The sequence below is a fragment of the Streptomyces sp. NPDC059787 genome, assembly GCF_042732315.1.
In the GTDB taxonomy this organism is placed as follows: Bacteria; Actinomycetota; Actinomycetes; order Streptomycetales; family Streptomycetaceae; genus Streptomyces; species Streptomyces atrovirens.
In genome coordinates, this window is the sequence record NZ_JBHWHX010000003.1 from 107,389 (window position 1) to 133,236 (window position 25,848).

At 72.3% G+C, this 25,848-nt stretch carries 25 protein-coding genes; 12 read left to right on the forward strand and 13 right to left on the reverse strand.

Annotated elements, in window-relative coordinates; translation table 11 throughout:
- The first annotated feature begins 30 nt into the window (after positions 1 to 30).
- From ACFV5H_RS04230 to ACFV5H_RS04250, 5 genes are read left to right on the forward strand one after another with little or no spacing between them, the layout of a single operon-like run.
- Positions 31 to 3,732 carry a nitrate reductase subunit alpha gene (locus ACFV5H_RS04230; protein WP_385192717.1) on the forward strand — a complete coding sequence of 1,234 codons (3,702 nt, stop codon included), beginning with the start codon at positions 31 to 33 and terminating at the stop codon, positions 3,730 to 3,732.
- A 1-nt stretch (position 3,733) separates the two neighbouring features.
- Complete coding sequence (gene narH, locus ACFV5H_RS04235) at positions 3,734 to 5,302, forward strand: nitrate reductase subunit beta (RefSeq protein WP_385192720.1); 1,569 nt, start codon at positions 3,734 to 3,736, stop codon at positions 5,300 to 5,302.
- A complete protein-coding gene (gene narJ / locus ACFV5H_RS04240) occupies positions 5,299 to 6,105 on the forward strand; it encodes a nitrate reductase molybdenum cofactor assembly chaperone (RefSeq protein ID WP_385192722.1) in 807 nt (268 codons plus the stop codon). Before narH ends, narJ begins: the two co-directional genes overlap by 4 nt.
- On the forward strand, positions 6,105 to 6,827 hold the full coding sequence (gene narI / locus ACFV5H_RS04245) for a respiratory nitrate reductase subunit gamma (protein WP_385192724.1): 723 nt from the start codon (positions 6,105 to 6,107) through the stop codon (positions 6,825 to 6,827). Before narJ ends, narI begins: the two co-directional genes overlap by 1 nt.
- A gap of 50 nt (positions 6,828 to 6,877) precedes the next feature.
- Positions 6,878 to 7,435 carry a vitamin K epoxide reductase family protein gene (locus tag ACFV5H_RS04250; RefSeq protein ID WP_385053452.1) on the forward strand — a complete coding sequence of 186 codons (558 nt, stop codon included), beginning with the start codon at positions 6,878 to 6,880 and terminating at the stop codon, positions 7,433 to 7,435.
- On the opposite strand, the gene ACFV5H_RS04255 is transcribed toward ACFV5H_RS04250, so the two are convergent.
- Together ACFV5H_RS04255 and ACFV5H_RS04260 are read right to left on the reverse strand one after the other, a co-directional pair.
- Positions 7,432 to 8,376: a GNAT family N-acetyltransferase gene (locus ACFV5H_RS04255; protein ID WP_385192727.1), complete on the reverse strand. Its 945-nt coding sequence runs from the start codon at positions 8,374 to 8,376 to the stop codon at positions 7,432 to 7,434. The two genes, ACFV5H_RS04250 and ACFV5H_RS04255, sit on opposite strands and share 4 nt — an antisense overlap.
- Before the next feature lie 57 nt (positions 8,377 to 8,433).
- Positions 8,434 to 9,402: a helix-turn-helix transcriptional regulator gene (locus ACFV5H_RS04260; protein WP_385053446.1), complete on the reverse strand. Its 969-nt coding sequence runs from the start codon at positions 9,400 to 9,402 to the stop codon at positions 8,434 to 8,436.
- Between the two features lie 98 nt (positions 9,403 to 9,500).
- On the opposite strand from ACFV5H_RS04260, the gene ACFV5H_RS04265 reads away from it, so the two are divergent.
- A complete protein-coding gene (locus ACFV5H_RS04265) occupies positions 9,501 to 10,085 on the forward strand; it encodes a DinB family protein (protein WP_385192897.1) in 585 nt (194 codons plus the stop codon).
- A 45-nt stretch (positions 10,086 to 10,130) separates the two neighbouring features.
- Here ACFV5H_RS04265 and ACFV5H_RS04270 read toward each other — a convergent pair whose 3' ends face one another.
- The 9 genes from ACFV5H_RS04270 to ACFV5H_RS04310 all read right to left on the reverse strand — a co-directional run bounded on the left by ACFV5H_RS04270 (position 10,131) and on the right by ACFV5H_RS04310 (position 18,488).
- A complete protein-coding gene (locus tag ACFV5H_RS04270) occupies positions 10,131 to 10,913 on the reverse strand; it encodes an enoyl-CoA hydratase/isomerase family protein (RefSeq protein WP_385053444.1) in 783 nt (260 codons plus the stop codon).
- Entirely contained in the window at positions 10,910 to 12,175 is a 1,266-nt protein-coding gene (locus ACFV5H_RS04275; RefSeq protein ID WP_385192729.1) for a cytochrome P450, read from the reverse strand. Before ACFV5H_RS04275 ends, ACFV5H_RS04270 begins: the two co-directional genes overlap by 4 nt.
- 106 nt (positions 12,176 to 12,281) lie before the next feature.
- Positions 12,282 to 13,628, reverse strand: coding sequence for a cytochrome P450 (locus ACFV5H_RS04280; RefSeq protein WP_385053438.1), 1,347 nt, complete (start codon positions 13,626 to 13,628; stop codon positions 12,282 to 12,284).
- Between the two features lie 211 nt (positions 13,629 to 13,839).
- The gene (locus ACFV5H_RS04285) at positions 13,840 to 14,442 is read right to left on the reverse strand and encodes an ATP/GTP-binding protein (RefSeq protein ID WP_385053435.1); all 603 of its coding nucleotides are present in this window, start codon (positions 14,440 to 14,442) and stop codon (positions 13,840 to 13,842) included.
- Positions 14,417 to 14,791 carry a DUF742 domain-containing protein gene (locus ACFV5H_RS04290; RefSeq protein WP_004921410.1) on the reverse strand — a complete coding sequence of 125 codons (375 nt, stop codon included), beginning with the start codon at positions 14,789 to 14,791 and terminating at the stop codon, positions 14,417 to 14,419. Before ACFV5H_RS04290 ends, ACFV5H_RS04285 begins: the two co-directional genes overlap by 26 nt.
- On the reverse strand, positions 14,788 to 15,189 hold the full coding sequence (locus ACFV5H_RS04295) for a roadblock/LC7 domain-containing protein (RefSeq protein ID WP_385053433.1): 402 nt from the start codon (positions 15,187 to 15,189) through the stop codon (positions 14,788 to 14,790). Before ACFV5H_RS04295 ends, ACFV5H_RS04290 begins: the two co-directional genes overlap by 4 nt.
- Positions 15,186 to 16,391 carry an ATP-binding protein gene (locus ACFV5H_RS04300; RefSeq protein ID WP_385053431.1) on the reverse strand — a complete coding sequence of 402 codons (1,206 nt, stop codon included), beginning with the start codon at positions 16,389 to 16,391 and terminating at the stop codon, positions 15,186 to 15,188. The genes ACFV5H_RS04295 and ACFV5H_RS04300 overlap by 4 nt, the downstream gene beginning before the upstream one ends.
- Before the next feature lie 414 nt (positions 16,392 to 16,805).
- Entirely contained in the window at positions 16,806 to 17,621 is an 816-nt protein-coding gene (locus ACFV5H_RS04305; RefSeq protein WP_385053428.1) for an SAM-dependent methyltransferase, read from the reverse strand.
- 57 nt (positions 17,622 to 17,678) lie between these two features.
- Entirely contained in the window at positions 17,679 to 18,488 is an 810-nt protein-coding gene (locus tag ACFV5H_RS04310; protein WP_385192731.1) for a DUF5753 domain-containing protein, read from the reverse strand.
- A gap of 204 nt (positions 18,489 to 18,692) precedes the next feature.
- Here ACFV5H_RS04310 and ACFV5H_RS04315 point away from each other — a divergent pair, with 204 nt between their 5' ends.
- Positions 18,693 to 18,914, forward strand: a complete 222-nt coding sequence (locus ACFV5H_RS04315; protein WP_385192734.1) for a hypothetical protein — start codon at positions 18,693 to 18,695, stop codon at positions 18,912 to 18,914.
- On the opposite strand, the gene ACFV5H_RS04320 is transcribed toward ACFV5H_RS04315, so the two are convergent.
- Entirely contained in the window at positions 18,875 to 19,423 is a 549-nt protein-coding gene (locus ACFV5H_RS04320; protein WP_385053423.1) for a TetR/AcrR family transcriptional regulator, read from the reverse strand. The two genes, ACFV5H_RS04315 and ACFV5H_RS04320, sit on opposite strands and share 40 nt — an antisense overlap.
- A 106-nt stretch (positions 19,424 to 19,529) precedes the next feature.
- On the opposite strand from ACFV5H_RS04320, the gene ACFV5H_RS04325 reads away from it, so the two are divergent.
- Positions 19,530 to 20,774, forward strand: coding sequence for an MFS transporter (locus ACFV5H_RS04325; protein ID WP_385192900.1), 1,245 nt, complete (start codon positions 19,530 to 19,532; stop codon positions 20,772 to 20,774).
- 51 nt (positions 20,775 to 20,825) lie between these two features.
- Here ACFV5H_RS04325 and ACFV5H_RS04330 read toward each other — a convergent pair whose 3' ends face one another.
- Positions 20,826 to 21,200 (reverse strand): DUF6223 family protein, encoded by a 375-nt coding sequence (locus ACFV5H_RS04330; protein WP_385192736.1) that lies wholly within the window; start codon positions 21,198 to 21,200, stop codon positions 20,826 to 20,828.
- Positions 21,201 to 21,431: 231 nt separating this feature from the next.
- Between ACFV5H_RS04330 and ACFV5H_RS04335 the strand changes: the two genes are divergently transcribed.
- The 4 genes from ACFV5H_RS04335 to ACFV5H_RS04350 all read left to right on the forward strand — a co-directional run bounded on the left by ACFV5H_RS04335 (position 21,432) and on the right by ACFV5H_RS04350 (position 25,710).
- Complete coding sequence (locus ACFV5H_RS04335) at positions 21,432 to 22,559, forward strand: sensor histidine kinase (protein ID WP_385192738.1); 1,128 nt, start codon at positions 21,432 to 21,434, stop codon at positions 22,557 to 22,559.
- A complete protein-coding gene (locus ACFV5H_RS04340) occupies positions 22,556 to 23,218 on the forward strand; it encodes a response regulator (RefSeq protein WP_385053414.1) in 663 nt (220 codons plus the stop codon). The genes ACFV5H_RS04335 and ACFV5H_RS04340 overlap by 4 nt, the downstream gene beginning before the upstream one ends.
- Positions 23,219 to 23,961: 743 nt before the next feature.
- Entirely contained in the window at positions 23,962 to 24,600 is a 639-nt protein-coding gene (locus ACFV5H_RS04345) for a hypothetical protein (RefSeq protein WP_385192741.1), read from the forward strand.
- A 222-nt stretch (positions 24,601 to 24,822) separates the two neighbouring features.
- Positions 24,823 to 25,710, forward strand: a complete 888-nt coding sequence (locus tag ACFV5H_RS04350) for a universal stress protein (RefSeq protein ID WP_385192743.1) — start codon at positions 24,823 to 24,825, stop codon at positions 25,708 to 25,710.
- Positions 25,711 to 25,848: the final 138 nt, after the last annotated feature.

Below are 25,848 nucleotides of genomic sequence, written 5' to 3' on the forward strand. Positions count from 1 at the left end.
GCGCCCCGGCGGAAACCTAGGTTCCTGACCATGGAGAACGATCAGAGCGCACGCCGGGGACAGAAGCCCGTACCGGGGGCCTGGCCGCTGGCCGCGCGCAGACTGCTGAACCGCCGTGAGGTCTCGTCCGACGGGCGCGCGGTGTTCGGTGCGGGCGACCCGAAGTGGGAGGGGTTCTACCGGGACCGCTGGTCCCACGACAAGGTGGTGCGCTCCACCCACGGCGTCAACTGCACCGGTTCCTGCTCCTGGATGGTGTACGTCAAGGACGGCATCATCACCTGGGAGCACCAGGCCACCGACTATCCGTCGATCGGCACCGACTGCCCCGAGTACGAGCCGCGCGGCTGCCCGCGCGGGGCGTCGTTCTCCTGGTACACGTACTCGCCCGGCCGGGTCCGCTACCCGTATGTGCGCGGTGCGCTGCTGAAGCTGTGGCGCGAGGCCCGCAAACGGCTCGGTGACCCGGTGGCGGCGTGGGCGGAGATCACCGGTGACCCGGCGAAGGCCCGCGCCTACAAGCGGGCGCGCGGCAAGGGCGGACTGGTGCGGGCCGACTGGGACGAGGTGGCCGAGCTGGTCGCCGCCGCCCATGTGCACACCGTCAAGGAGTACGGCCCGGACCGCGTCACCGGTTTCTCCCCGATCCCGGCGATGTCGATGGCGTCCTTCGCGGCCGGTTCCCGGTTCATGTCGCTGATCGGCGGCACCCTGCTGTCGTTCTACGACTGGTACGCCGATCTGCCGGTCGCCTCCCCGCAGGTCTTCGGCGACCAGACGGACGTGCCGGAGGCGGCGGACTGGTGGAACGCCGGCTACCTCATCATGTGGGGTTCCAACATCCCGGTCACCCGCACGCCCGACGCGCACTTCCTCACCGAGTCCCGCTACAACGGCACCAAGGTCGTCGCGGTCAGCCCCGACTACGCCGACAACGTCAAGCACGCCGACGAGTGGATGTCCCCGCACCCGGGCACCGACGGCGCGCTGGCGATGGCCATGGGCCACGTCGTCCTGAAGGAGTTCCTCGTCGACCGCGAGGTGCCCTACTTCCGGGACTACCTGCGCACGTTCACCGACGCGCCGTTCCTGATCACCCTGCGCGAGCACGCGGACGGCGGTCTCGTCCCGGACGGGTTCCTGACCGCGGCCGACCTCGGCCACGAGGAGGAGAACGCCGGCGCCAAGACCGTCCTGATCGACGCGGCCACGGGCGGGCCGGTCGTGCCGAACGGCTCGCTCGGCTTCCGCTGGGCCAAGGGCGAGCAGGGCCGCTGGAACCTCGACCTCGGCGAGGTGACCCCCGAACTGACCCTGCTGGAGCGGACCGGGGAGACGGCCGAGGTCACGCTGCCCCGCTTCGACGAGGGCGCCACCGAGGGCGGTACGACCATGGTCCGCGGGGTACCGGTCCGCACCGTCGGCGGGCGCCGGGTCACCACCGTCTTCGACCTGATGCTGGCCCAGTACGGGGTGGAGCGGCCGGGTCTGCCGGGCCGCTGGCCGTCCTCGTACGACGACGCCGCCGAGCCGTACACCCCGGCCTGGCAGGAGACGATCACGTCCGTGCCGGCGCGGCAGGCGGCCCGGATCGCACGGGAGTTCGCCCGCAACGCCGAGCGCACGAACGGCCGTTCCATGATCGCTCTGGGGGCCGGCACCAACCACTGGTTCCACTCCGACACCATCTACCGGGCGTTCCTGGCACTGACCACCATGACCGGCTGCCAGGGCGTCAACGGCGGCGGCTGGGCCCACTACGTCGGCCAGGAGAAGGTGCGTCCGCTCACCGGCTTCCAGCACCTGGCGTTCGCCTTCGACTGGCAGCGGCCGACCCGGCACATGACCGGCACCTCCTACTGGTACATGAACTCCGACCAGTGGCGGTACGAGGCGTTCGGGGCCGACGAGCTGGCCTCCCCGGTGGGGAAGGGGAAGCTCGCCGGCAGGACGTTCGCCGACTGCCTGGCGCAGGCCGTGCGGCTGGGCTGGACGCCCGGCCACCCCGGCTTCGGCCGCAACCCCCTCGACCTGGCGGACGAGGCGGCGGAGCAAGGGCGTCCGGTCGCCGAGCACATCGTGGACGAGCTGAAGTCGGGGCGGCTGCGGTTCGCCGTCGAGGACCCCGACGACCCGGCCAACTTCCCGCGCGTGCTGACGGTGTGGCGGGCGAACCTGCTGGGTTCGTCCGGCAAGGGCAACGAGTACTTCCTGCGCCATCTGCTGGGCACGGACGCGGACGTCCGCTCCGGGGAGACCCCACCACAAGGGCGCCCGCGGGAGGTGGTCTGGCGGGACGAGGCGCCCGAGGGCAAGCTCGACCTGCTGGTCACCATGGACTTCCGGATGACCTCCACCGGTCTGCTCTCCGACGTCGTCCTGCCGGCCGCGACCTGGTACGAGAAGGACGACCTGTCCAGCACGGACATGCACCCCTTCGTGCACGCCTTCACCCCGGCCATCGCCCCGCCCTGGCAGGCCCGTACCGACTACGACGCCTTCCTCACCATCGCCGACCGGTTCAGCGACCTGGCGGCCGAGCACCTGGGGACGCGCACCGACGTCCTGGCGGTGCCGCTGACGCACGACACCCCCGACGAACTCGCCCAGCCCGGCGGGGTGGTGCGGGACTGGAGGGCCGGCGAGTGCGAGCCGGTCCCCGGGCGCACCATGCCCAGGCTGGTGGTCGTCGAGCGGGACTACGCGGCCGTCGCGCAGAAGATGCGCGCCATCGGCCCGCTGCTCGACACCCTGGGCACCACCACCAAGGGCGTCACCGTCCACCCCGACCGGGAGATCGAGGACCTGCGCAGGCGTTGCGGGACCGTCCGTGGCGGTGTGGCCGCCGGCCGGCCGTCGCTGGCCGGCGCCTCCGACATGTGCGAGGCGATCCTGGCCCTGTCCGGCACCACCAACGGCCGGCTGGCCACCGAGGGCTTCCGCGAGCTGGAGCGGCAGACCGGCAGCGAGGGCCTGGTGGAACTCGCCGCCGAACGCGAGGCCGAGCGGATCACCTTCGCCGACACCCGCACCCAGCCGCGCTCGGTGATGACCTCCTACGAGTGGTCGGGCTCGGAGACCGGTGGGCGCCGCTACTCCCCGTTCGTCATCAACACCGAGCACAAGAAGCCCTGGCACACCCTCACCGGCCGCCAGCACTTCTTCGTCCAGCACGACTGGACGACCGAGCTCGGCGAGCAACTCCCCGTGTTCCGGCCGCCGTTGAACGCCCGGCGGGCGTACGGCGACGAGCAGCTGCACGAGGACGGGCGGGCCGAGGTCACGGTCCGCTACCTGACCCCGCACTCGAAGTGGTCCATCCACTCCAACTACCAGGACAACAAGTACATGCTCGACCTGTCCCGCGGCGGCCCGGTCATCTGGATGTCCCTGGAGGACGCCGAGAAGATCGGCGTCAAGGACAACGAGTGGATCGAGGCGTACAACCGCAACGGTGTCGTCGCCTGCCGGGCCGTGGTCACCCACCGGATGCCCGAGGGGACCGTGTACATGTACCACGCCCAGGACCGCAACATGAACGTGCCGAAGACGGAGATCAGCGGCAAGCGCGGCGGCATGCACAACTCGCTGACCCGCCTGCTGCTCAAGCCGACCCATCTCGCCGGCGGCTACGCGCAGTTCACCTACGCCTTCAACTACTACGGCCCGACCGGCAACCAGCGTGACGAGGTCACCGTCATCCGTCGCCGCGGCCAGCAAGTGGAGTACTGAGATGCCCCGTGGCGAAGCCACTGTCGGACGCGTGATGGCCCAGATCGCGATGGTGATGAACCTCGACAAGTGCATCGGGTGCCACACCTGCTCGGTCACCTGCAAGCAGACGTGGACCAACCGCACCGGTGTCGAGTACGCCTGGTTCAACAACGTCGAGACCAAGCCCGGTGTCGGCTACCCCCGCCGCTACGAGGACCAGGAGCAGTGGAAGGGCGGCTGGACGCTCGACCGGCGCGGACGCCTGGTCCTGCGCTCCGGCGGCCGGGTAAGGCGGCTGCTGTCGCTGTTCTCCAACCCCGACCTGCCGTCCCTGGAGGACTACTACGAGCCGGTCACCTACGACTACGACAACCTCATCAGCGCCCCCGCCGGGCCCGACATGCCCGTCGCCCGGCCCCGTTCCGTCCTCACCGGCAAGCCCACCGCCATCACCTGGGGCGCCAACTGGGAGGACGGCCTCGGTGGCGCCCCGGAGAACGCCGGCGCCGACCCCAACCTGTCGGGCGAGTGGGCGGAGAAGGTCAGGTTCGAGTTCGAGCAGACCTTCCTCTTCCACCTCCCCCGGCTGTGCGAGCACTGCCTCAACCCGGCCTGTGTGTCGGCCTGTCCGTCCGGCGCGATGTACAAGCGGGTGGAGGACGGCATCGTCCTGGTCGACCAGGACAAGTGCCGCGGCTGGCGGATGTGCGTGACGGCGTGCCCGTACAAGAAGGTGTACGTCAACCACGCCACCGGCAAGGCGGAGAAGTGCACGTTCTGCTTCCCGCGCATCGAGGCCGGGCAGCCCACCGTCTGCTCCGAGACCTGCGTGGGCCGGCTGCGCTACCTCGGTCTGTTGCTGTACGACGCCGACCGGGTCGGCGAGGCGGCGGCCACGCCCGACGAGAAGGACCTGCTGGACGCCCAGCGGAACGTGTTCCTGGACCCCTTCGACCCCGAAGTCGTCGCCGCCGCGAGGGAGTCGGGCATTCCCGAGGACTGGCTGGACGCCGCCCGCCGCTCCCCGGTGTACGCCCTGGTGTCGAAGTACAAGGTGGCGCTGCCGCTGCACCCGGAGTACCGCACGCTGCCGATGGTCTGGTACGTGCCGCCGCTCTCCCCCGTCCTCGACGCCGTCGACGCGGCCGGCGGCGACCAGGACGACCCCGACCACGTGTTCGCCGCCGTCACCCGGCTGCGCATCCCGCTGGAGTACCTGGCGGAGCTGTTCACCGCCGGGGACACCGATGTGGTCGGCGGGGTCCTGATGAAGCTCACCGCGCTCCGCTCGTACATGCGTGAGCGCACCCTCGGCGAGGAGGGCGACGAGACCGTGCTCAGGGCCGTCGGCCTCACCGGACAGGAGGCCGAGGACCTGCACCGGCTGCTCGCCGTCGCCAAGTACGAGGACCGCTACGTCGTCCCCGCCGCGCACAAGGAGGACGCGGCGGCGCTCTCCGCGATGGAGAACCGCTGCCCCGTCGAGACCGCCGACGAGCCGGGGGCCGGCGACGGCCGCCGCGTGATGCTCGGCATCCCCACCCTGCGCCGCCGCACCACCGACACCCCCGCCGGAGGCCACCCGTGACCCCCCTGCCCGCCACTGTGCCCGGGATCGTCCGCACCCGCGTCCGGGCCGCCCTGAGCCGCCCGGACAGGACCTCCCGCACCGCGCCGCTCACCCCCGAGGAGACGGAGCGACGGGCGCTGCTGCTGCGGCTGACGTCGCTGCTGCTGCAGTACCCCGACGCCGGTCTCGCCGCCGCCCGGCCGGTGCTCGCCGCCACCGTCGGGGCGCTGCCGCCCTCACCGGCGGCCGGGCACCTGGCCGAGTTCACCGCCTGGTTCACCGGGCAGGAGACCGACGCCCTGGAGCGGCACTACGTCGAGATGTTCGACCTGCGCCGCAGGAGCAGCCTCTACCTCACCTACTACCTGCACGGCGACACCCGCCGCCGCGGCATGGCCCTGCTCACCCTCGCCCAGCGGTACCGCGCGGCCGGCTGGGACACCGACGGCGGCGAACTCCCCGACCACCTCCCGGTCGTCCTCGAGTTCGCCGCCCTGACCGGCCCCGGCCGGGGCGAGGCCCCGCTGCGCCAGCACCGGCGCGGCATCGAACTGATCCACCGTGCCCTGACCGACGCGGACTCCCCCTACCGGCACGTCCTGGCGGCGCTGACCGCGCTGTTGCCGCCGCCCACCGAGGCCGATCTGCGGGCGGTGGCCGAACTGGCCGCCGAGGGCCCGCCGAACGAGGACGTCGGGATCGATCCGTACGGGGCTTACGGAGCCGGTGAGTTCGCGCCGCCGGGCTCGTTCGTCCCGCCCGGGCAGGCTCCGCCCACCCTCGTGCCGCCGTCCACCGCGCACCGTCAGGAAGAGCACTGATGAACACCTCCGCAGCCGACCTGCTCCTCTGGGTCGCCGTCCCCTACGTCTGCCTCGCGGTGTTCGCCGTCGGGCACGTCTGGCGCTACCGCCAGGACCAGTTCGGCTGGACCTCGCGCACCAGCCAGCTCCTGGAGCACCGGTGGCTGCGCTGGGGCAGCCCGCTGTTCCACCTCGGCGCGTTCATGGTGATCGGCGGACACGTGGCCGGTCTCGCGGTGCCGGCCTCGTGGACCGAGGCCGCCGGCGTCGACGAGCACACGTACCACACCGTCGCCGTGTGGGCGGGTTCGGTCGCCGGGGTCGCCATGGTCACCGGGCTCGGCATGCTGTGCGCCCGCCGGCTGCTGAGCCGCCGGATCCGGCTCCGCACCGACCGCAGCGACAAGGTCCTCTTCCCGCTGCTGTCGGCGACCGTGCTGCTCGGCATCACCGCCACCGCCGCCCACAACGTCTTCGGCGCCGGTTACGACTACCGCTCCACCGTCTCGGTGTGGTTCCGGGGGCTGTTCACCCTCTCCCCCGAGCCCGGGGCGATCGCCGGGGCCCCGCTGCTGTTCCAGCTCCACGCGCTCACCGCCTGTCTGCTCTTCGCCGCCTGGCCGTTCACCCGGCTCGTCCATGTGTGGAGCGCGCCGGTCGGCTACCTCGTACGCCCGTACGTGGTCTACCGGCGGCGCACGGCCGCCGCCACCGCGCCGGGCGGGCGGCGGGCCGTATGAGCGGGGCGGCCGGCACGGCGACCGCGCCGGGGAGGCGCGTCGGGTGGCTGATGACACTGACCGGGGTCGTCGGCTGGCTCGCCTCCCTGCGCCTCGCGATCGACGACCGGCGGCTGCTCGAGGACCCCGGCCACGTGCCGTCGTGCGACGTCAGCCCGGTGGTGGGCTGCGGCAGCGCCATGGCGAGCCCGCAGGGGAATCTGCTGGGCTTTCCCAACATGCTGATCGGCCTGGGCGCCTTCGCCGCGGTGGCCGTCCTCGGTGTGACGGTGCTGACGGGGGCGCGGCTGCACCGGGCGCTGTGGCTGGCGCTGAACGGCGGGGCGCTGGCGGCGGTGGGGTTCGTCCACTGGCTGATCTGGCAGTCGCTGTACGAACTCGACCGCCTCTGCCCGTACTGCGCCGTCGTCTGGGTGGTGACCATCGCCCTGTTCTGGTACGTGACCCTGCGCAACTGCGCGCACGGCGTCATTCCCGTGCCCCGGCGCGGTCGCGCCGCCCTGGACCTGGTCCTGGAGAGCCACTGGCTGCTGCTGGCCGGCTGGTACGGCGTGGTCGTGCTGCTGGTCCTGACCCGTTTCCGGACGTACTGGAGCAGCCTGCTCTAGCCGGTGCGCCGGCGTCGGCCGACCGTCGCCTCCCAGGTGTCGACGGCGTAGTGGACCGTCATGCCGTGGCGGTCGTACAGCCGGGGTGCCCCCGTGGCGTTCTCGGTGTCCACGCCGAGCCCGACGGTGTCCCGGCCGCGCGCCGCGAAGGCCGCGAACGCCTGCCGCAGCAGGAGTCCGCCCAGTCCGCGGCCGCGGGCCGCGGGCAGCACACCGAGGCTGCGGATCCACCCCATGGCCTCGCGGTCGTCCCGCGCGAGCAGGAAGCCGACGTCCCCCAGGTCCTCGGTGCCGACGATCCACACCAGGGACCAGTCCAGTCCCTGGGCGTCGATGTCGTGCAGCCATGTGTCGTAGGTGCGCGGCCGGAAGTCGAAGTGGTGGGCGAAGGAAGCCTGGTACAGCTCGTGGACGCGCGACCGGTCCGCCTCGGCGGCGCAGTCCCGCACCCGGACGCCGGCGGGGGCCTCGGGGAACGCGTCCCACGCGGGGTCCAGGGGGCGGCGCAGTACGTGGTACCGGCGTACGATCCGCCAGTCGCGTGCCCGGAGCAGTCCGGTGTCGAGTGTGGGCGCCACATTGAGGTGCAGATGCACCACCGCCCGTTCCGCCCCGTTCTCCCGGGCCTTCTCCAGCGCCCTGGCCTCCATCGCCTCCAGCATCCGGGCGGCGGCCCCCTGGTGTTCGGGCAGGACGTACTGGTCGATGTCGATGCGCTCGCCGTCGGACTCGTCCCACAGCAGCCCGTACGCCACCAGGCGGTCCCCGTCCCAGGTGAGCCAGGAGTCCCGCTCCAGATCGGTACCGGGATGCCCGAGGTCGGCCTCGACGGTGTGCAGGTCGGTCTCGGGCCGGCCGATCTCGATCTCGTCGACCTTGTTGAGCAGTTCGGTGACGGCGGGCGCGTCGGTGAGCGCCGCGGGACGGTGTGCGTAGGGCATGAGGCCCAAGAATCCGGTGGCCGGGCCCCGGGCGCAACGGTTTTTCGGCACCGTGGGTCAGGCGCCGGGCGCACCGGCCGCCGCACGGGCGTAACGGCGTGCCAGGAGCGCGAAGGCGTCCTTGAGTTCCTGCGGGCCGACGACCTCGACGGCGGCGTCGAACCGTCCGACGCCGGCGGCCAGGGCGGTCCACGACCAGGAACCCAGCACGAGCCGGCAGCGGCCGGGGCCGAGCTCCTCGACGACGGCGTCGTGGGCGTGACGGGAGACGGTGGCGGCGGGCAGGTCCAGGATCACCTCGCCGCGGCAGGGCCACTCGCCGGAGCCGTCCGCTCCGCGGAACCTGCCGGTGACGAACGCGGCCACGTCGCCTCCGGGCACCTCGCGCGGTGTGAAACGGGGCCCCGTCGGGCTGCGCGGGGTGATCCGGTCGGCACGGAAGACGCGCCAGTCGGCGCGGTCGAGGTCGAAGGCGACGAGGTACCAGCGTCCGCCCCGGCTGACGAGACGGTGCGGCTCCACCCGGCGCGGCGGGGAGGCGGGAGCGTAGTCGAAGCGCAGCACTTCGCCGGCGTGGACGGCGGCGCTCAGTGTCATGAGCAGCGCGCCGTCGACGGGTGGGTGCGGACGGGCCGCGGGCTGCTCCACGGCGGTCACCCGGAAGGTGTCGACGCGGTGGCGCAGCCGCGCGGGCATGACCTGCCGGACGGTGGCCAGGGCGCGGGCCGCGTCCTCCCGGATCGCGGCACCCGTGGTGGCGGCGGTCCGCAGCGCGACGGCGAGGGCGACGGCCTGCCCGTCGTCGAACAGCAGCGGCGGCAGCCGGGTGCCGGCGTCCAGCCGGTATCCCCCGTCGGGTCCCTTGAAGGCCGCGACGGGGTAACCGAGTTCGCGCAGCCGGTCGACGTCACGGCGTACGGTCCGCGGGCTCACTCCCAGCCGCTCGGCCAGCAGCGCCCCCGGCCAGTCGCGGCGGGCCTGGAGCAGGGAGAGCAGGGACAGCAGTCGGGCTGAGGTTTTCGGCATGGTGCCGATCCTGCCCCGGGAAGAGGACACGACCTGGCCTCTTCCCCTGCGACGGTTCTCCCGTGTCCGACCACGACGACCAGAAGGACCCGATCACCGTGACCACCACCACCGCCACGCCCCGGCCGCCCGCCCTCGACGCCGAACGGGCCGAGCTGCTCGCCGCGCTCGCGACCGCGCGGGCGTCCCTGACCGCCACGGCGCGCGGACTGGGCGACGAACAGGCCGGCGCGCGCCCGACGGTCAGCGCCCTGTGCCTGGGCGGGCTGATCAAGCACGTCGCGTCCGTCGAGGAGGCGTGGACGGCCTTCATGACCGAGGGCCCCTCCGCGATGCGCCACGACCTGCCCGACGGCGTCACCTGGGCCGACCTCGCGGCCGGCACCGCCCGCGAGATCCCGCGGTGGGCCGTCGACCACCGGAACGGCTTCCGGATGCTGCCCGGCGACACCCTGGACGGCATCCTCGCGCGCTACGCGAAGGCCGCCGCCCGCACCGAGGAGGTCGTCGCCTCCGTGCCCGACCTGTCGGCGACCCGTCCGCTGCCCGAGGCCCCCTGGCACGAGCCGGGAGCGGTGCGCAGCGTGCGCGGGGTGCTGGCGCACCTCATCTCCGAGACCGCGCAGCACGCGGGGCACGCCGACATCCTGCGCGAGACGCTCGACGGACAGACATCCACCTGACCGGCGCGGATCGCCGCGTCCGCCCGCCGGACGGTGCGCCCGCGGTCAGCCGGGCCGGTGCTGCTGGGTGAGGACCGCCACCAGGAGTTCGGGATCGAACACCGAGGTGTCGGCGAGCCGGGTGGTGGCGGTGAGCGAGTTGAACATGGCCTTGGTGACCCGCAGGGCGGAGGCCGACCGCCGCAGGACGGGTCTGGCCCAGGCCATGACGGCGTCGTCGAGCGCGTCCCGCGGCACGGCCCGGTGGAGGACCGACAGGCCGAGGGCCTCCTGGGCGTCGAAGACACGTGCGGTGAGGATCAGTTCCCGTACGCGGGCGGCCCCCACCTCGCTGATCAGGCGGGGGAGCAGCCCGCCCCAGGCGGGGGGCACGCCGAGGGCGAGTTCGGGCAGGCGGAAGGACGCGGTGTCCGCACCCACGCGCAGATCGCAGGCGAGCGCGAGCCCGACGCCGGCGCCGACGGCCCTGCCCTGGACGCGGGCGATGGTGACGGCGGGGTTGGCGGTGAGGGCCTCGCACACGCGCAGGGCCTTCGCCCCGTTGACGCGGATGCCGCCGCCGGCGGGGTCGTCGGCGAGGTGCCGGGGGAACTCGCGCCGGTCACCGCCGAGACAGAACTCGTCTCCGGCGGCGGCCAGCACCAGGACCCGTACCGCCGGGTCCTGCTCGTCGAGGACGGTGAGGAGATCCTCCAGCATGGCGTCGGTGACGGCGTTGCCCTCTTCGGGGACGTTCAGTTCGACGGTGAGGAGAGGACCCTGCCGATAGGTGCGCAGGGTCTTGAGTATCCGGTCGACGGGGAGATCGGTGAGGGGCGCGGCGTTCATGTCGTCACTTTCAAAGAGGTGATACGGCGGAAGACGAGCCGGGAGGTGTCGTAGGCGGGGGGTGCGGCGGGCCGCAGGGTGGGGAAACGTTCCAGCACCTGGGCGATCAGTTCCCGGGCCTCGGTACGCGCGAGGGCCGCGCCGAGGCAGTAGTGGGCGCCGCTGCCGAAAGTGATGTGGCCTCCGCCCCGCCGGATGTCGAAGACGTGCGGGTCCGGGTTGCGCCGGGGATCGTGGGCCGCCGAACCGTACAGTATGTGGACGGTGGTGTCCTTGGCCATGGGGGTGCCGGCGAGGACGGTGTCGTCGGCGGCGATGTGGGAGTTGAGCCACACCGGAGGGTCGTAGCGCAGGGTCTCCTCCACCAGGTCCTCGATGTGCTCCGGGTGCAGGCGGAGCCACTGCGCCCGGGCGGGGTCCTCGGTGGCGAACCGCACCGCGTTGGTCAGCAGGACCGCGCTGGTCTCCAGGGAGGCGATGGTGACGAACATCGTGAGGTGGTAGATCACCCGGTCCGCGGCGGCCCGGTCGTCCGGGTACTGCGCGTCCCAGTGGTGGATCCAGCCGGTGAGGACATCGTTGCCGGGGCGGGCCCGGCGGTCACGGATCAGCTCGGTGAAGAAGGCCCGCATCTCCAGCGTGGCACGGGCCGCCTGCGCGAGTTCTTCCTTGGTGGGGAACAGTTCCTGGGCGTAGGCCTGCCGGTGGGCGAAGTCCAGGATGTACGCGGTGTGCTCTTCGGGGATGCCGAGCCACTCGCAGACCGTGCGGACCGGGAGGAGTTCGCCGACCGCGTGGACGAAGTCGGCCTCCCCGTCGGTGCGCAGGCGGTCCTCCAGGTCGTCCAGGAGGCCGGAGGCGAGAGCGGCGATCCGGGGGCGCATGCCCTCCAGGGTGGCGCGGTCGAACGGGTTGCCCAGAGCGCGTCGCTGGCAGGTGTGCGTCGGGGGGTTGAGACGGGAAAGGGTGCCGGTCAACTCCTGGGTGGCCAGCTCCTGCCAGCGTCTCGGATCGGGTTGCCGCTCCTGCCAGGCGAAGTCCGGCACGAGCCAGTTCCTGCTGCGCAGGACCTGGCTGCATGCCTCGAAACCGGTGACGAAGTAGCCGCCCCAGGGGGCGGGTACGACGTCCCCCAGGGCGCGCAACTCTTCCCAGACGGGCAGGGGGTTGGCCTGTCCCTCGTCCGAACGCAGGCGACGGACGAGGGAGATGACGGCTCGGCGGTCGATGGTGGTACCGCGTATGTCGCCAACGGCGGTCACGCAGAGCTCCTTCTGCTGGGCGCTGTTGATCACTACCGCCGGAATCTACCCTTCCCCTCTCCTGTGTCATGCGCCCCTGCGTGTTGCCCCGGTCACATGCCGTGCATCAGACACGGAAGATGTCCAGGAAGCTGCTCCAGAATCCCTTCCTGCGCGCCGGTTCCTGCCGTACCGGAGCGGACGCGGACGACGGGAGCGGCTGCTGCGCGCCCGGCGCCGCGGCCCGGTCCCGGAGCGCGGCCGCCATCCGGGTGGCCGGCGTGGGACTGAACGTCACCGGCAGCGCGACCAGGGCCCGGTGGAACGGCCCCGGCCGCCACTGCAGGTCCTTCTCCGGTACGTCCAGGGCGAGGTCGGGCAGCGCGTTGAGCAGCCGTTCGATCGCGGTGGTCGCGATGACCTGCGCCGGGTCCTTGGCGGGACAGGCGTGCGGACCGGCTCCCCACGCCAGATGGGCGCCCTTGCTGTGGGCGCGGCGGGCCTCGGCGAGCGCGGGGTCGCTGTTGGCGCCCGCGAAGGAGATGACGACCGGGGTGTTCGCCTCCACCACGTGGCCGCCGAGGTCGACGTCCTGGACCGGGTAGTGGGTGGCGTAGTTGGCGATGGGCGTCTGGTTCCACAGCACGTGGTCGAGCGCCTCCTCGATCAGCATGCCGCTCTGCCCGCCGCCCGCTCCGGACAGCAGCAGCACCAGGGCGTTGCCGATGAGGTTGCGTTCGGGTTCGACGCCGGCGCCCATCAGCAGCACCAGCTGGTCCTTGAGCTCCTCGTCGGTGAGCCCGGCGGGGTGCTGGATCAGCCAGGAGGTGACGTCGTCACCGGGCGTGCGCCGCTTGAGCGCGATCAGCTCCATGAGGCAGGCGGTGAGGTCCTCGTTGGCGCGCAGCGCGTCCTTGCCGTCGAATATCGCCGACATGGCGGTGGTGATGGTGTCACCGATGGCCGCCGGGGTGCCGAACAGCTTGTTGAACAGCAGCAGCGGCAGCAACTTGGCGTAGTCGCCCAGCAGATCGGCCCGGCCTCGCTCACTGAACCGGTCGATGAGGTAGTCGGCGATCGGTTCGACGTCGCGCCGGATGCGCGTGGTGTTGAGCCGGGCCAGGCTGTCCACCACGGCCTTGCGCAGCCGCAGGTGCACGGCACCGTCGGTGAACAGGCAGTTGGGCCGGTACGCCATCATCGGAAGCACCGGATTGTCCATGCCGATGCGGCCCTCGCCCAGTGCTTTCCAGCGGCGGGAGTCACGGGCGAACAGCTCGGTGTTCTGCAGCACGCGCAGCGCCATTTCGTGCCCGACGACCAGCGTGGCGTCGGCGCCGGGGGCGAGTTCGACGGGACCGGCCGGGGCGTGGGCGCGCAGCCGGTCGTACACCTGCTGGGGGTCGGTGGCGAACGCGGCGTCATGCATGGGGCATCTGCCGGCGGTCGCCGCAGACGGGGAGTGATGATCCATCGGAACTCTTTCGAGGGAACCACCGGCATCAGCCGGTGGGGGAATCGCATCCCTGGTGTACGTTTCTGAACTGTCCCACAAGGGATCGGTTCGGGCTGGACCGCAACTTTCGAGTTGGAAGCCCCCCTCCTTCGGGAGGGGGAGCGGAGTCACGAAGTCTTCCTCAGTGATCCGGGAACCGCTGTTCCCGGTCCGGGCGGGCGCGGGGCGGTCAGGCCGCGCGCTCGAGCAGGTGTCTCACCAAAGCGATCAGCGCCTTGGCGGACGACTGCTGGTCGCGGGCGTCGCAGTAGACGACCGGGGTGTCCGGGAGCAGGTCGAGCGCCTCGCGCACCTCGGCCTCGCTGTAAGTGGCGGCGGGGTCGAAGCAGTTGACGGCGATGGCGTACTCCAGGCCGTACCGCTCGATGAGGTCGATGACCGGGAAGGTCTCCTCCAGACGTCCCGGGTCGACCAGGAGCAGGGCCCCGAGCGCGCCGCGGGCCATGTCCTCCCACAGCTGCATGAAGCGCTGCTGGCCCGGGGTGCCGAACAGGTACAGCACCAGGTCGTCGCTGAGGGTGAGACGGCCGAAGTCCAGGGCGACCGTGGTGGTGGTCTTGTCCGCCACGCCCCGCAGGTCGTCGACGTGGACGGACGCCTGGGTCATCTTCTCCTCGGTGCGCAGCGGAGTGATCTCCGACAGCGAGCCGATGAAGGTCGTCTTGCCCACGGCGAAGTGCCCGACGACGAGGATCTTGGCGGCGTTGGTCACCGCGCTGGAGACGTAGATGGACTTCTGTGCCGTCTCAGCCGATGAGGGATTGGAGACCATTCAGAACCTTCTCGAGGGTCGCTCTGTCAACGTTCTGGGCCCGGGGCGGCTCGGCCCGGCGCAGCAGGTGCCCCTGCTCCGCTAAATCGGTGAGCAGCAGCCGGGCCACCCCGACGGGCAGGCCGAGGTGGCCCGCCACCTCGGCGACCGACAGGTAGCCACCCGCGCACAGCTCCCAGATCGCCCGGACCTCGGGGCCGGCCCCCAGCGGAAGCGTCCGCTCGGGAGCCAGGGTGACCAAGGTGTGCAGCGCCAGTTCGTCCGAGGACGGCAGGCTCCGGCCGCCCGTGATGACGTACGAGCGGACGAAGTCACTGGTGACGGATGCTTCCTCGCCGGGCGTCGTCATACGCCGGCGCCGTTGTCGGAGCGCGGGGCCACGCTCATCGCCTTGCTCAGCGCCGCCACCGTCTTCTGCATGCGGAACGACACGGCCTCCATGTCGACGTCCAGCGCCGCCGAGACGGCGAGGTAGGCGCCCTGCCCGGCCGCGATCAGGAAGATCCAGCCGCCGTCGTACTCCAGCAGCGTCTGCTTCCAGATGCCGTGCCCCGCCCCGACGAAACCGGCGACCGCCCGGCTCAGGGACTGCATGGAGCTCATCGCGGCGGCGTTGGTCTCCGCGTCGTCGCGTGAGATGTCGTCCGAACGCTGCAGCAGCAGGCCGTCGCCCGAGACGAGGACCGCGTGGCGGGCTCCACGCACCTCGAGCACGTCGTTCAGCACCCACGACAGGTCGGTGTTCACTGGTGGTCAGGTCCTTCCGTGGTGTTCGTGTTCCGTCCGAGCTGGGTGCCGCGCGCGAACGCCCCCAGGCGCGACGCGGTCACCTCGCCGGCCGACTCGGACGTCTGCTCGTCGATGGCGGGCTCCGGGGCCGGCACCACCGAGATGGGCCCCTGGCGCCGACGGCGCTTGGGCAGCCCGCCGGTCGTCGTGCCCACCACGTGCGAGGGGCCGACCGGGACGGGCGCCAGCCGCTGCGGGGCGCTCTCCTTGTCCTGGTCCGCGGGTTCCCGGACGGGTTCGGCGGGGCTGGCGGCCTCGGCCGCCAGAAGGCTTTCCGGCACTCGGATCACTGCGCGCACTCCGCCGTAGGGGGACACCGAACCGACGGAGACGGCGAAGCCGTACCGTGCGGCGAGCATGCCGCACACCGCGAACCCGAACCGGGGCGGGTCGCCGAGACCTGTGATGTCGACGGGACCGTCGGCGGACAGCAGCGTCGCCGCCCGGTCCTTGGTCTCCTGGTCCATGCCCAGACCGGCGTCGTCGACGATGAAGCACACACCCGTCGGCACGGCCTGGATGTTGACCTCGACCGGTGTGCCCGGAGCGCTGTACGTGGTCGCGTTGTCCAGCAGCTCGGCCAGTACCACCGCCACCGGTTCGACGGCCTTGCTGGTGACGCCGACGCTCGCCTGCGCGTGGATGCTCACCCGGTTGAAGTCCTTGATGCGGCCCTGCGCGCTGCGGGCCACGTCGTAGACGGTCGCCACGCCCTCGCGCCGGCCCAGCCAGCCGCCGCACAGCACCGAGATGCCCTTGGCCCGGCGGCTGAACTGGCTGCCGGTGTGGTCCACCGACATCAGGTCCGCCAGCACCTCGGTGTCGTTGCCGTACTTCTGCAGCAGTCCGTCCAGCAGCAGTTGCTGCTCCTCGGCGAGCGACTGGAGCGTGCCCATCGCCGACTTCAGTACCGCCTTGGTCGACGACTCCGCGTCCGCCCGGACGTCCGCGAGGTCACCGCGGTGCTGGGTGTCCAGGGAGGCGATGTGCCCCTGGATCTGGTCGATCCGGCCCTGGGCCTGGCCCAGTCGGGTCTCCAGGTCGTTCTTCGTTCTTCGGAGCGCCAGATTGGTTCTCCGGGCCCGCTGTACTGCGAAGACCGCAGCGGCGAGCACCACAAGCAGGATCCACAGCAGCGGATCCCCGATCAATGACGTCATGAGACTCTCTTCAAGTCGCATCGCGCCGGGAGTCCGGTCGGGTCCGCGCATGCGTGGGACGGGTCCGGGCCGTCGAACGGCGCGGACCTACGGCGGACCAAGCCTCAACTCCTCAGCGATGGGGCCTTAGAGACTGTCCCCCGTACGCGTTCATGACGCGCCGCCAGCCTGCTGAAAGTTTGATGATCTTATCAGCCCGGCTACGGTAACCCATCCGTCCCGGAGGTCACTTGATGACCCTCACGAGACCCACACACCCTGCCGCTCCCCGGCGCCGACGGCACCTTGCGGCCGCGTGAACGGCACGGAAACGTGACGTCGACGCGCCGGCGTCCGGGCCGGGTGGTGGGGCGCGGCAGGTCCGACGGTCCGCGTCCGTGCCGGGGGCTGTACGGCCCCGGCACGGACGCGGTGCTACGGCTTGCGGGCGATCGCCCCGTACATCGCGATGTCCTCGTCGCGGACGCCCTGTTCACCGGTGCCGTCCGGGTGCCACTTGTGGACCTGGACGATGCCCGGCTCGACCAGGTCCAGGCCCTCGAAGAACTCGTGGGCCTCGTCGACGGTGCGCAGCCGCATCGGCATGTCGCGGGCCGCGTACTCGCGGGCCACCCGCCCCACCTCCTCGGGGGCGAACTCCGCGGTGCCGATCGTCATGGCCAGGTGGCTGCCCGGGGGCAGCGGCTCCAGCAGGCGGCGGACGATGCCGACGGCGTCGTCCTCGTCGAGGACGAAGTGGACGATGGCGATGACCGTCAGGGCCACCGGCCGGTCCAGGTCGAGGGTCTCCCGCAGTTCGGGGGCGGCCAGGATGCTCGCCGGGTCGCGGAAGTCCGCCTCGATGTACGACGTCCTCCCCTCGGGCGTGCTGGCCAGGAGCCCCTGGGAGAGGGTGAGGACGATGGGGTCGTTGTCGACGTAGACCACGCGTGAGTCGGGAGCCACCGACTGGGCGATCTCGTGCAGGTTCGGGGAGGTGGGTATGCCGGTGCCGACGTCGAGGAACTGGCGCATGCCCGCTTCCTCGACGAGCCACCGGACCGCCCGGTTCATCCAGTCCCGGTTGGCGCGCATGTGGACGGGCAGGGCGGGCCACTCCCGGACCATGGCGTCGCCGGCCTCCTGGTCCGCCGGGTAGTGGTCCTTGCCGTCGAGGATGTAGTCGTAGATCCGCGCGGAGTGCGCGTTCCCGGTGTCGATGCGGTCGGCCGGCCATCCGTTCTCGGTCACCTTGGTGTCTCCTTCGCAGGTCGCGGTTCTGGGGCGGGGCGAGGCGGGCGGTGCCGGTCAGAGGTCCCTGCGGATCCGGTCGAGCACGGCCTCGGTCCTGGTCGTGGGCGTCGCCTGGGCACCGGTCCGGTCGAGGGCCTCGCGGTACACCACGACGTCGTCGCCCTTGTCGAGGTAGACGGCGCCGACCAGGCCGTTGAGGTAGACGACGTCGGGCAGTTCACGGGCCCGGAACCGGAAGAGCTGGAAGGACCCGGCGCGCATGGCCGGATGGGGGCCGCCGGCGAACGGCACGATCTGCTGCGTCACCTGCGGCAGGCGGTGCAGTTCGATGAGGTGGCCGATCTGGGCCCGCATCACGTCCGGACCCCCGACCGGCCAGCGGAGCACCGTCTCGTCCATCACCACCCACACCCGCGGCGGCGTCTCGCGCCTGAGCAGTTCCTGCCGGCGCATCCGCAGGGCGATCCGGCGCTCGGCGGCCTCGGCCGGGACGTGCGGGTTGCCGGCACTCAGCAGGGCGCGGGCGTACGCCTCCGTCTGCAGCAGTCCGTGGACGAACTGGCTCTCGTAGGCGCGGATCTGCAGGGCGGCCTGTTCCAGGCTGAGATAGGCGGCGAACCAGTCCGGCATGACATCGCGGTAGGTGTGCCACCAGCCCCGTTTGTTGGCCTCGCGGGCCGACTTCAGGAAGGTGTCGATCTCCTGCTGGTCGGTCACGCCGTAGACGCGGAGCAGCTTCTCGGCGTCGGCGACCAGAACGGACGCGGGCTGCTCCTGGTCGACGTGCTGAGCAGCGACTGGGCGGTCACCCGCACCCCGGGCCGGGCCGGACGTGTCGTCTGGGCCGAACTGACCACCGGGCAACGGGCCTCGGCCACGGCACCGGGCAACCCGGGTTCCTCCGCGGGACGATGACCGCGTCGAGCGGGACGGCCTCGGCCCGGTCCGCGGGGCCTTCTTCCGCGGCCTCGGCCCCTCCTGCCTTCTGCGGCGTCTCCCGCGCGCGGCCCGGCGATTCGGCCGAGGAATCGGCAGCCCCGTGGCCGGCTCGGTGCGAGTCGGCACCGCGTGAGCGGCGAGGTGCCGCGCGGCGTGCGGGAGGCCGGTGCCGGACCGAAGTACGACCCGGTCTTCGCCGACCGGGTGCCGGTCACCCCGGTGCGTCCGCGCACCGGGCTCCCGCACGCCGCTCCGGCCGTGCCGTCAGCCGGCGCTCCGCACCATGACCTCGGCCGCGGACCGGGGCGTCATCAGGTGCTGACCGCCCGCACGATCGCGGCGACGTCCTGACGGCTCATGGGTTCGGCGTCCATGGAGTTGTGGATGCTGAGCCCTTCCACCAACGCGTCCAGGGCCCGGGCCGTCCTGGCGTCGAAGTGCCGGCTCAACGACGTGCGGCTGGCCCTCATCCAGGACCGTATGACGTCGAGCAGCGCGGGGTTGCGGGAGGCGAAGGCGTACAGCTCGTAGCTGAGCACCAGCTCCCGGGGGCTGCCCCAGAGCGTGCCGCAGATGATCTCCACCACGGCGGCGCGCGCCTCCTCCACGGTCCCGGCCGCCTCCAGCGGCTCGCGGTAGCGGGCGGACATCGATTCCGCGAGCCGGGTGAAAGCCTCGACGAGCAGCTGCTGCCTGCCCTCGAAGTAGTACGTCATCGATCCCAGGGAGACGCCCGCGGCCTCGGCGATGCGCCGGTGCGTGGCGCCCGTGACCCCGTGCTCGGCGATCACGCCGAGGGCCGCCTCGACGATGCGGTCCCGGCGTCCCGGGTCGTTGGGCCCGCGCGAACTGCCCGACATGGGTGTCCCCTTCCTTCACTCCCCCACGGACATGTACGTTTGTACATACTCACTCCGTGGGCGGTCACGTCCCCGGCTGCCTCACGTCTGGATCGAGCCCGCAGTGATAGACCTGGCCACACGCCGCCGCCGCACGGCATTGTTCCTCTTCTTCCTCATGCCCGGCCTGTCGATCTCCTCCTGGGTGACACGCACACCCGACATCAGGGACCAACTGGGCGCCTCGACCGCGCAGATGGGGATCGTCCTGTTCGGTCTCTCCGTCGGTTCGATGCTCGGCATCCTCGGCTCCGGAGCGCTGGTGTCGAGGTTCGGGACCCGGCCGGTCATGGGTGCGGGAACCGCGCTCGTCATCCTCAGCATGGCGGTGATCGGCTGCGGAGCGCTGTGGTCGTCCGCACCGGCCGTCACGGCGGGGCTCTTCCTCTCCGGTGCCGGCATGGGCGGCAGTGAGGTGGCGATCAACATCGACGGCGCCGAGGTCGAGCGGATCACCGGCCGCACGGTCCTGCCCACACTGCACGGCTTCTTCAGCCTCGGAACCGTCGTGGGAGCCTCCCTCGGCATCCTGTGCACCGCCGTCGGCTTCCCCGTGCACTGGCACCTGGCGGCCGTCGCCGCCGTCACCGCCGCCACCTTCGCCCACGCCCTGCGGGCCGTCCCCCACGGCGTCGGCCGGATCCTCGACAACAAGCAGGCCGGTGACGGGGAAAAGCCTCGCCGGCCCGCGGTGTGGAAGGACCGGCGCCTGCTGCTGATCGGCGGGATCGTACTGACCATGGCCCTGGCCGAAGGAGCGGCCAACGACTGGCTTCCCCTGCTCATGGTCGACGGACACGACATGGATCCCGCCCTGGGATCAGCCGTCTACGCGGGCTTCGCCGCCGCCATGGCGATCGGCCGCTTCGGCGGCGGATTCTTCATCGACCGCTTCGGCCGCGCCCCCGTCGTCCGCGCCAGCGCGATCTCCGCCGCACTCGGCCTGGCCGTCGTCGTCTTCGCCGACAACGCCTTCCTCGCCGGAACGGCCGTGCTCCTGTGGGGACTGGGGGCATCCCTCGGATTCCCCCTCGCCCTCTCCGCGGCCGGGGACTCCGGGCCCGACCCGGCCGCCCGCGTCAGCCTCGTGGCGATGATCGGTTACATCGCCTTCCTCGTGGGACCTCCCGGCCTGGGCTTCCTCGGCGACCACTACGGCCTGCGCACCGCGATGACCGTCGTCCTGGCCTTCGTCGCCGTGGCGGTCTTCCTCGCCCCCGCCGTCGGCACCCGCCGCACGACACTGACCGCCGCCGCTCCGGCCCCACAGCCGTCGACGACGGACGAACACCTCGAACGCCCCGGTCCCTGACCTCCCGCCCACGACCTGGGCCGTGGCCGCACGCACGTCGTGACCAGGGGGTCAGACGGGCATCCGACCGGCGGGGCGGTCGGCGCCGCGGCACCGGGTCAGCACCCGGCGGCCGAGGAGCACGGCGCCCAGCCCCAACGGGATGGCCACAATGGCGCCGACGAGCCCGTTGCCGGTGCCAGGACCACCACTGGAGGTGGCCGCGTGCAGCACCGCGAGGACCGTGCCGACCGTTCCCGCCGCGATGGCCGCCATCCCGCCGATGCGCGCGTTGCTGGCGCTGATCCGGCCGCCGGCGCGGGCCAGGGCCAGCAGGCCGATGGCCAGGCCGAGCGCCCCCACCCCGAGAGCCAGGTTGGCACCGGTCCGCCCGTCGCCGATGATCCCGCCCTCGGCGGCCGCCGCCAGCGCTGCTGAAGCACTCATGCCGCTCTCCTCCTTCTGCGTCACTGCTTCCGAAGTCCGATGTACGTGGAGAGGATGCGCGCCGGCCCTCCCGCCGGTCGTCCAGCAGGCGCAGACACTTCCCGCTACCGCCGCTGCGGCATCCGGATACCGCGGACGCGCCGGGCGACGCGCCGGTACCACGCGCGCGGTAGCCGACCGCTCCTCCATGAGTCGGACTCGCCCACCACCGCGTCCGGCTACGGTGCACCCATGGACAAAGGGCGGCTCGCTGTCCCGGCCGGAGTCACCGACTGGGTGATCGCCGTGGGCGTGGCGGCACTGTTGCTGGGCACCGGGCTGTCCGGACCACACCCGGTCGGGAACCGTGAACTGCTCGGCTCCGCGCTGCTGGCGGCCGGCGGACTGGCGCTGGCCGCGCGCCGCCGGGCCCCGCTCGTGGTCCTGGTCGTCACCGGACTGTGCGCGGTGGGCCACCAGGCGGCCGGGTTCGAGGCGCTCGCCGTCTCCTACCTGGTCGCGGTCTACGGCGCGGTACGCGCCGGGCACCGCACCGTCACGCCGGCTGTCTCCGTGGGCCTGCTGGCCGTGCTCCACCTCACCGCCCCGATAGCCCACGACGGGCCCGCACGCGAGGTCGTGGCGCAGGCCCGGAACACCCTTGAACTCGCCTGGCTGATCGCCGCCTTCGCCGCCGGGGAGGCGGTGCGGCAGGCCGAACGGCGGGCGGACGAAGCCGAGCGCACCCGCGAGGAGACCGCGCGACGCCGGGCCGACGAGGAGCGGCTGCGCATCGCGCGGGAGCTGCACGACTCGCTCACCCACCAGATCTCGGTCATCAAGGTGCAGTCCGAGGTCGCCGTCCACGTGGCCCGGCGCCGCGGCGAACAGGTGCCGGAGGCGCTGCTGGCGATCCAGGAAGCCGGCCGGGAGGCGAGCCGGGAGCTGCGCGCCACCCTCGAGGCGCTGCGCGACGACGACACCACCCCGCCGCACGGACTCGGGCACATCCCCGACCTGGTGAAACGGTTCCAAGGGACCGGCCTGGAGACGATGCTGACGATCGAAGGGGATCCGCACGCCGTGCCGGCCGCGGTGAGCCGTACCGCTTACCGGATCGTTCAGGAGTCGCTCACCAACGTCGCCCGGCACGCCGCCGCCACCACCGCCTCAGTACTGATCGACTACCGGCCGGACGCTCTCGCCATCCGCGTCGACGACAACGGAAAGGCCACCTCGAACCCCGCGCCGACGCCCGGCCTCGGGCTGCTCGGCATGCGCGAACGCGTCACGGCCCTGGGCGGCCGACTGCACACCGGGCCACGCGGCACAGGTGGCTTCGCCGTCCAGGCCGAACTCCCCACGAACGGAGCCTCGTGATCCGGGTCCTGCTGGTCGACGACCAGCCGCTCATCCGCAGCGGTTTCCGCGCGCTGCTCGACCTCGAAGGCGACATCGAGGTGGTGGCCGAGGCCGCCGACGGCCAGGAGGCCTTGGTGCTCGCCAGGGAGCGGCTGCCCGACGTCGCTCTCGTCGACATCCAGATGCCCGTCATGGACGGCATCGAAGCGACCCGGCGCATCGCCGCGGATCCGGCCCTGACCGGCGTGCACGTCGTCGTGCTGACCAACTACGGCATGGACGAGTACGTCTTCGACGCGCTGCGCGCCGGCGCCGCCGGCTTCCTCGTCAAGGACATCCTGCCGGAGGACTTCCTGCACGCCGTACGCGTAGCCGCCCGCGGCGACGCCCTGCTCGCGCCCGCCATCACCCGCAAGCTCATCGACCGGTACGTCACCCGGCCGACACCCGCCCGCCTCAGCAGCGGGCTGGAGGAGCTGACCGGCCGCGAACGCGAGGCGGTCGCCCTGGCCGCACAGGGCCTGTCCAACGACGAGATCGCCGACCGCCTGGTCATCAGCCCGTCGACCGCCAAGACCCACATCAACCGGGCCATGACCAAGCTCCGCGCCCGCGACCGCGCCCAGCTCGTGGTCCTCGCCTACGAATCCGGCCTGGTGACCCCGCGCGCCTCCTGACCCCCGCACCGTGGACCGGGCCGGTACGCCACGACGCCTCGTCCCCCAGGACCTCACCGCCCGGCTCCCTCAGCGCCCGCCGGTCCTCCGCCGGAGCCTGCTTCCCGGCCTCGGTCGCCTCGCGGACGCGCCGGGTACGGCCGTCGACCACCCGCGGCTCGGAGACCAGCGGTCCGTCCGCCTCCGGCCGGTGCGGCGTCGGACACGGCGTGCCGGGGCCGATCCGGTAGCCGTGGCGGGCCGGCAGCTGCCCTGTACGCGACGTCCGGCGTCGCCGGAGCAGCGGTCCGCCTCGGTCTCGCCGCCCTCGCCGGGTGTCTGTGGCTGGGGCAGGCCGTGTACGGGGGGTGGTGGGCGCCGCGGTCGCCGTCGTCGGGCCGGCCTTCGCGAGCATCGCCGTTTACGGGCCGGTCGGCGCGGTCGTCCTCGTCGGCAGGGCATGACCGTGGGCCGCGTCGCCGCCATCGGTGAGCCGTCCCGGGTGGGCGGCCTGGCCCTGGCCGGAGCGGTCGTCCTCGTCGCCGACGGCCCCGAGGCGGCACGCCGGGCCCGGCGGGACCTGCCGGAGGGCCGACCAGCCCTCGCGCGGTTGCCGCGCACCGGCTATGCCGGAATGAGGCGAGGGGGTGCGCTTCCTCCTCGTCCTCGGGCCCGATCAACCCGGGCGAAGGTATGTGACCAGGGAGTACAGGATGTCCGAGAAGCAATCATGCCGACGAACGGGAGCCGGTCCGCTCCCCTTCGTGACAGCTTCCGCAACGCTGGCGTTCTACACGCTGCAGTGCCGGCCGAGGCTGCTCACCTGGGGTGCGACGCAGGACGAAACCGCTCGCGCGTACCCCGGAGACGAACTGGTGCCCGACCCCGACGGCACCTCGACGATGGCCACCGACCTCCCGGCACCGCCCGAGCAGGTCTGGCCCTGGCTGGCGCAGATGGGGTACGACCGCGGAGGCTGGTACAGCTGGGACCGGCTGGACAACTGGGGACACCCCAGCGCGGACCGCATCGCGCCCGAGTGGCAGAAGCTGGAGGAAGGCCAACGCCTCAAGGCAACGCGGGACGGAAAGTCCTGGTTCACCGTGGCACTGCTGGAGCCGCACCGGACTCTGGTGCTTCGCTCGGACCTGAACCTCGCCGGAGGGCGGTCCTTCGACCCGCGGACCAAGCCCCTGCCACAGGCGCGGCTGGACGGGATCTGGGGCTTCCACCTGCGACCGGCCCCCTTCGGCGAGACACGTCTGGTGGTCCGCACGCGCGGTCGGGGCCACCCCCGGTGGCTCACCCGACCCTTCGACCTGGTGTTCGGCGAACCCGCGCACTTCATCATGCAGACCCGCCAGTTCCACAACCTGCGCGCCCGGGTCGGCGCGGAGACATGACCCCGTAGTGCCACGGCCTCGGCCCGATCCCGCCGGTATGGCCGGCCGTCGGCCGATCCACCACGTCACCGAACCGCGAGACGGCCGCGGGCACCGGACCGCGCACTCCGGTCCATCCGTGTACCCGCATGGACCTGTGGGCGGGCCGTGAGTCCCCTGGCACCGGGACGTCACCGGGGGGAGTCTGGAGGGAGCGAGAACGCTCCGGACGCGGGAGGCACAGTGGGTGGTTCGGTGATCGTCGGCGTGGACGGGTCGGCGTCGGGTCTCGCCGCGGTGGAGGCGGCCGCACGGGAGGCCCGGCTGCGGGAGGCCGCGTTGAGGGTGGTGCACGCCTACCTCTGGCCCGCCATGCATGCTCCCCTGGGCCCGTCGCCCCTGGGGCCGCCGGAGGGCGGGACGCAGAACATGGTCGGTCGTCTGGTGGCGGAGGCGGTGGAGCGTGCCGGGGCCGCGGCGCCGGAGGTGGAGGTGTCGCACACGGTGGTGACGGGAGAGCCGTTGACGGTGCTGGAGGCGCAGTCGCGTGCCGCCGATCTGGTGGTCGTCGGATCCCGCGGGATGGGCGGGTTCGTCGGGCTCGTGGTGGGTTCGACGGCGGTGCATCTCGCGGCGCACGCGCGCTGCCCCGTACTCGTCGTGCGCGAGGAAGCCCGCCTCGACGGTCCGGTCGTGGTGGGCGTCGACGGCTCCCCCGCCGGGGACAAGGCGGTGGAATTCGCCTTCCGGGAGGCCGAGCTGCACGGGACCACCCTGGTCGCGTTGCACGCCTGGACCACGTGGAACGCACCGCTGCCCGCCCCGCAGGATCCGTCCGAACCGTACGCGAATCCGGCCGAGGCGCTCGGCCAGGAGGAGGAACGTCTGCTGTCGGAGGCACTGGCCGGGCACCGGGAGCGGCATCCGGATGTGGCCGTGGAACACAAGGCGGTGCACGGCCCCACCCGCGAGACCCTGATCGAGGCGAGCCGGACCGCCCGGCTGATGGTGGCCGGGGCCCGCGGACGCGGCGGTTTCACCGGGCTGCTGCTGGGATCGGTCAGCCAGGCGCTGCTGCATCACGCGCACTGTCCGGTCGCCGTGGTGCGGGGAGCGGACGCCCCTCACTGAAGGCGGCCGCCCCGGCCAGGTGGCGGCCGCCTCCCCGTCGTCCGTCCACCCGCCTCGGCAAGGGCGGGGCCGGACGAGGAGGCGCGGGGCCATGCGTCCCTGGATCCGCCCGATGGACCGCCGGACCCCGGATGCGGG